At 40.4% G+C, this 6,621-nt stretch carries 4 protein-coding genes; all 4 read left to right on the plus strand.

The window, feature by feature from the left end; translation table 11 throughout:
• The first annotated feature begins 257 nt into the window (after positions 1–257).
• Positions 258–1,817 (plus strand): hypothetical protein, encoded by a 1,560-nt coding sequence (locus RDO37_RS09805; protein ID WP_308498954.1) that lies wholly within the window; start codon positions 258–260, stop codon positions 1,815–1,817.
• Between the two features lie 183 nt (positions 1,818–2,000).
• Positions 2,001–3,863: a hypothetical protein gene (locus tag RDO37_RS09810; protein WP_308498955.1), complete on the plus strand. Its 1,863-nt coding sequence runs from the start codon at positions 2,001–2,003 to the stop codon at positions 3,861–3,863.
• A gap of 95 nt (positions 3,864–3,958) precedes the next feature.
• Positions 3,959–5,821: a hypothetical protein gene (locus tag RDO37_RS09815; protein WP_308498956.1), complete on the plus strand. Its 1,863-nt coding sequence runs from the start codon at positions 3,959–3,961 to the stop codon at positions 5,819–5,821.
• 95 nt (positions 5,822–5,916) lie between these two features.
• On the plus strand, positions 5,917–6,621 hold a 705-nt coding region (locus RDO37_RS09820), incomplete at its 3' end, for a hypothetical protein (protein WP_308498957.1).

Here is a 6,621-nt window from a genome sequence, read left to right on the forward strand (position 1 = left end):
ATAGTGGCTTAGGTGGATCAGTTGTCATTCCAGAAGGCGTGAGATTTATTGCGCATGAGGGCGTGTTCGATCCACAAGTTAAGATCACCACTCTAACCTTGCCTAGCACCTTACTTGGACATAAGCATGAGCAAGGGAGTGACCATCAGGCACATGTGCTGCGATACAACAATTCCGCTGCTCTTAGCGTTGAGCTCTATCAAAAAGATGGCGCTGCGCCACTTGAGCAGGATGATGCGCCACTTGAGCAGGATGATGTGTTATTTGAGCTTTTGGAGTTAAAGCTGCCATTTTTAGAGAGTTATGCTGTAGCTGCAGATAACGCAGTATATAGCGAGCGATCTGGCGTGCTGATGTTCCAAGATAAATTTATCCTCGACACTCCATCGCAAAGTAGCTTGCCGCTAGCTATGGATAGCTCTTATCAAGAATATATTCAAAGCACTGATAATAACGATGCTCTGCAAGGGCCACCAGTGATTGTGACTATATTAGATGAGCTTGTGTTATGTGAGAGTCTCGATAACTTTCTACAAAGTGAAGTGTTTGAGCATGGCGTAGATAACCTATTGATAGTGTATGCGCCAAATGCAAATGAATTCTTTAAACACTACTTAACGCCTAGACATAATTTAGTCATAGTTGCCCCGAAATACCAAGTTCATGATAATCAAAGGACTTTCTGTTGGCAAAGTCTTTGTGGCTTTTGCTATAAGTCTGATGCATACGATGAGCAAAATAAAGCTTATTACTCATCATTGCTACTTGAGCATGAGAACAAAGTATATCCTTTTGCCAATGAGCAAAAGCTTACGAAAGTACTGTCATATTACAAAAATGTATGGGCTCAGGAATCTGATCCTTCTAAGCAAGTTTCTAATGCTCAAGAGGCTGCGCTACAGATAAAGTTGCAGGTTCTATATGGCAGTGAAAGGGATTTTAAGCATTGCTTAAAAAACAAGAAATATATTAAAGACAAACATATCGAGCTAGTGACGATCGTCGAGCTAGCACTTAGGTATGGAGGGCTTGCAAAGCTTAAGGCACTGCTCAACGAGTCGATATTTAGCGAAAGCTATAGAAAACATCTTGATGATATCTTTGCCAGATCGATGTTCAGTTTCGGCTTGTGGCAAGTAATTGGTTATGAGCCTAGATTTGGCAGTGCCATGACTTTGAATGTTGATAAGCACGGTGAAGTTCATGGCTTGAAGCCTATTAGTATTGAAGAACGCCTTGAGTGTATTGAGTTGCTTACAAGGCAATTGTTAAGGCCGAATTACTCCAAAGAATGGCGTTGTTTCTATGGCTATATGCTAGATCGTCAAGATTTGATTGCTGATCTTATTAGCAAGGTTTGTCTTAAAACCTTTATAACAGATAACAGGGATGTAGTTAGTCAGATTGAGCGTGATATCACTTATACAGGCGTTTTATCCCACAAGGCGTCAATCGTGGTTAACTTTGCCAAGTTAATCAATGAGCTTGGAGTAAAGCTTCCTATATCTGTAGAACCGCTAAAGTACAGAGTGTCAGGCAACGTTGAGCTTATTAAAGAGCTTTTCCCGCTCATAACAGTTAAGGATGACGACATGTTTGAAGTTCTTAGCGCAATCGTTAGGGATGATGATATTGACTCACTAAAAGCTGCCTTGGACTCATCGTATGACTTTTCAAGTAAGCTAATTAAGAAACTTGTACAATACGCGTCAGATAAGTCACAAGCCGAGATGGTAGCAATCATACTTGATTACCAAGATAAGTTGCGCAAACATGGTGAGCAAAGCGTAGGCGTGCGCTCCTCATTAACTTTGTAGCTTGCTTAATTTAGCCTTAACTGTTGGATATAGAGCTCTAGCGGGCGCTGCTACCTCTATACGATGCTGTAGCTGTTGTATATAGAGCTCTAGCGGGCGCTGCTAGCTCTATACCATGCTGTTTAGTCTTATTTTATCTAGGTGTTATTTTTAACTTTTGTATGCGCTAAGGAGCTTAGGTAGATGGATTTTGAGATCTCACAAGAAGGTACGCTAATGCGTTATTCAGGCGCGGGCGGTGATGTGGTGATCCCTGAGGGTGTTAAGTTCATCGAGCATTATTCAGTCTTTGACAATGCAGATAAGATTACATCCTTAACGCTGCCTAAGAGCTTCCTTGGCCGTAAGTTTAAAATCGATTATCGAAATGGCTTTGTCTATAACGCCACAGATAATAGCGTAAGCCATTGCTTTGTTAATACTAGGGCTAGCAAGAAAGTTGCTTCGCTATCAGGTCGTTACTCATATTTGTTCATACCATCACTAAGCAGACTAGAAAGATACATTGTTCATCCTGAAAATCCAGTCTATGAGAGTGTTGATGGTGTACTCTATAGCAGCTGTCGCACTTTTCTGATTCATATGCCAGAAAGTTTCAAGGACACACTGACCTTGGATGATAACTTTTGGAAAGTCCTCAAGCCAGCTGACGGTACGTTATTTAATGTAGATGAAGTTACGTATACGCGCCATTATATATCTGCAGACATGTTTGATGAGATTGCAAGCTGGTGCTATCCAAAACTTACTTTGATTGCGCCAAATGTAACTCGTTGTGAGCCTTACAATGAACATGGACGATGGAACATTGGCAATAGACACATTACTGTGATAATGCCTAAGTTACCTTTGAGTGAAGAGAATATTGCCAGCGTTGGTTGGGGACTGCTTGCAGGCTATTGCCTTAATCAAGAGTTCTATGATGCTCAGAGCGCTGATGCTTACATTCAAATGCTACTTAGATATGAGTGTGAACTCTATAGATTTGCTAAAGAAGTAATGGCTCCATGGATACTTGATTTTTACAAGAAAGAATGGTCCCAAAAGAGGCTGCCGAAGATTGATAGATCAAGCGATGTGGGTTCAGCACATTACTTATTGGAAGTAGTCTTAAGAGGCAGTGTACAAGATCTTCAACAATTGCTCGATGAAAGTCTACAGCCTCTTACAGAGTCGTTATGGCGTAAAAGAAATGCTATACAAGCTGTCGATTACGCCATTGCTTTAGCGATACGCTATGGTGGTGTAGATAAGCTGCGTTTGCTGTTAGATGCTGAAGCTAAATTGCAACGTAAACCTAAGACATTATCTGAAGAGCTTCATAGCAAACTCTATAATTATTGGGTTACAGGAGATCATCTGTTTTGTAGTTATCAAGCGCACTCAGCGTTTGCGATTACCTCAAATGATGAGGTAAGAAACATGACTCCACTTGACGAGGATGAGCGCTTAAAGTGCCTAGAGCTCTTGTGTGATAGAGAGATATTGATAATCGAAGATAACAGAGATTTTAATATGATCTGCACTCTTGCTTTGCTGTGCTGTGATTTTAAGATCGCCAACTATTTACTGTCTCGAGGCGTAAACCTGCAAAGATTCATGCAAGAAGAAAAAGAGTATCTTAGAGACGTTAACTTTTACAATTGGCTATATAGTGCTCACTTCAATCATTTTCCAGGCGTTGTCAAATTCATTGAATTGTTAGCTAGTGACGAAAAGCCAGTCTCTTATCCACCTAGCTGTATTTCTGTGATCATTCAGGAATGGCCTGATGAGTTTGCCAAGATCTTTAATCTTTTAGATGTCAAAGCAAAAGATCTAGTAGAGTTATTTGAACAAGCAATCTTGAGCTCCTCTCATAGCGCGGTTAGTACAATCATCAATTCTAAGCACATTAAATCTAGACAAACCTTGAGTAAGCTTCTAGATGTGGCCACAAAGCACAATGCTCATGAAGCCACAGCAATGCTCCTTGAGAGGCAACAAGAGTCTAAAAGCAAGACCAAAACCAAAAAGACTAGCAAAAAGTCATCATTAAGCTTGTAGCGGCACAAAAGTAGTTGTTTGCTATCACTATGATTGAGCTTAGTTGGTGCTCAGCTTTCTATTTAGCGATGGGCACTTAGCAGTGAGGATATTCTATGGACTTTGAGATCTCAGATGATGGCACGCTGATTCGTTATTCAGGCGCGGGTGGCGATGTGGTGATCCCTGAGGGCGTTAAGTTCATTGAGCGTGGTGTAGTATTCGACAACGAGATGAAAATTACATCATTAACGCTGCCTAAGAGCTTAATTGGCCGTAAGTTTGAGATCGACTATAGAAGTGGCTTTGTCTATAACGCTCAAGACAATAGCGTGAGCAACTGCTTTGTTAATATGAGACTAAAAGAGCAAGAGGCTAATCAAGAAAACCTCTACTCTTATTTGTACTTGCCTTTGCTTAGAAATTTAGATCGATACATTGTTCATCCAGAAAATCCTATCTATGAGAGTGTCGATGGTGTACTTCTTAGCAAATGCCATAGGTTCGTCATAGACATACCGTGCCAGATGAGTCGATTAGTGACCTTGCATGAGGGATTTGAGAAAGTTCTACGAGCATCTGATGGAGTAGAAAAAGAAGTAGACGCTGTTAAGTATATGGGAACAGCTCTAAGCGCTGGGCAATTAGATGAGATGGCAATGCTGTGCAAAAGCGACATGGTGTTGTTTGCGCCAAACTTAACACAATGCGAGATGTGTAAGTTACATGGACGATGGAATAAAAGAAAAAGAAACATTGTTGCGATAACGCCTGAGTTGAGTTTGTTTGAAGAACTTGTTGATAGTCTTGGTTTGGGGCTACTCTTAGGCTATTGTTTCAAACATCAAATCTATAATGAGGAGGTTGCTGAACAATATATCGACATGTTGCTTAGAAATGAGGTGGAACTCTACAATTGGGCGGTAGAAGGCTCATCTGCTGCGGTACAAAAGTTTTACAAAGAAGAATGGACTAAAAATAGGCTGCCTAAGATTGATATATCAACGAGCTCAGGCTTCAAGCAATATCTTTTTGAGGTTATCTTAAGAGGCAGTGTGCAAGATCTTCAAGCTCTGCTAGCTATAGATCCAAAGGTGCTTCGGGAACATATTCGAGTTCAGGAAAGATACATCGATGTTTTTAATTTTGCTATAGCGTTAACCATACGCTACGGCGGTATTGAAAAGCTTCGTGCGATCTTAGAGGTTGCAGATAAAGAGTACCGCAGATGTAAGTCATTGCCGCTTCATCTTAATCACTATGGCTATGATCTATGGGTAACAGGTGACCATATTCTTTATCAAGGAAAAGAAAATTCAGCGTTAGCTTTTACCAAAGATTTTGAGGTAAGAAGCTTGGCTCCAATTGATGAACATGAGCGTTTAAAGTGCCTGGAGCTTTTGTCAGAACGTGGGATTTTGAATATTAAATGTGATAGGGCTAGTAACCTTCTTTGTTTTTTTGCTTTGCTCTGTGGTGATTTTAAGATCGCCGATTATATGATTTCTCATGGAGCCAACATGCAAACATTGATAAGCGAAAAAAAAGAGTATCTTGTAAAAATAGAATTCTATCAATGGATACATCACGCCACCTTTTATTGTTTGCCAGGGGTTGCCAAACTCATTGAGCTATCTTCTACAGAGGAAAAGCGCTTCTCCATGCCATTGAACATCATTAATTTGTTCATGCAGAAGGGGCCAGATGAGTTTGCTAAGATCTTTAATCTTTTAAATTTGAAAACAAAAGATATTGTTGACTTATTTAGAGTATCCCTCTCGCGCTCATATTCTCAGGTTGTTCATGCAATCATCACATCTAATCAGATTAGATCAAAACAAACCATGACTAAGCTCTTAGATTTGGCCACCAAATACAAAGCTCATGAAGCCACTGCGCTGCTCCTTGAGAAGCAGCAAGATTTTACAAGTAAGGCTAGAACCACCAAGACTAGCAGAAAGTCATCTTTAAGGTTGTAGCTGCACACAAAGTACTTGTATGCTATAACTATGCTTTAGCTTAGATGTAGCTCAGCTTTCTATTTAGTTATGGGCACTAGTAGTAAGGATATTCGATGGATTTTGAGATCTCAGATAATGGTACGCTAATTCGTTATTCAGGAGCGGGCGGCGATGTGGTGATTCCTGAAGGCGTTAAGTTCATTGAGCGTGGTGTAGTCTTCGACAACGAGACTAAAATTAAATCATTAACGCTGCCTAAGAGCTTAATTGGCCGTAAATTTGAGAGCTACTGGAAAAATGGCTTTATCTATAATGCTCAAGATAATAGCGTAAGTAACTGCTTTGCTAATACTGAGCTTAATGAGGAAGATGCTACTCAAGACAACCTTTACTCTTATTTGTATGTGCCTTGGCTTCCCAATTTAAAAAAATACATTGTTCATCCTGAAAATCCAGTCTATGAGAGCGTGGATGGCGTGCTTTATAGCAAATGCCGTAGGTTCGTCATAGACATTCCATACGTGTACCGTAAAGAACTGACCTTGCCTGAGGAATTTGAGAAAGTCCTTGAAGCATATGAAATGTCAGGAAAATGGGTAAATAAAGTTAGGTATATGGGAGCCTCACTAAGCACTGAGCAATTAGATGAGTTAGGTCGCTTGCCCGGCGACAAAATGCATTTGTTTGCGCCAAAACTAACTCACTGCGAGCTGTGTAAGTTAGATGAAACATGGGATAGAAGTAAAGATCGCATTATTTCGATAATGCCTGAGTTGAGTTTGTCTGAAGAACTTGTTGATAGTCTTGGTTTGGGCCTA

It is taken from the genome of uncultured Anaerobiospirillum sp., from assembly GCF_902485895.1.
GTDB classification, from domain to species: domain Bacteria; phylum Pseudomonadota; class Gammaproteobacteria; order Enterobacterales; family Succinivibrionaceae; genus Anaerobiospirillum; species Anaerobiospirillum succiniciproducens.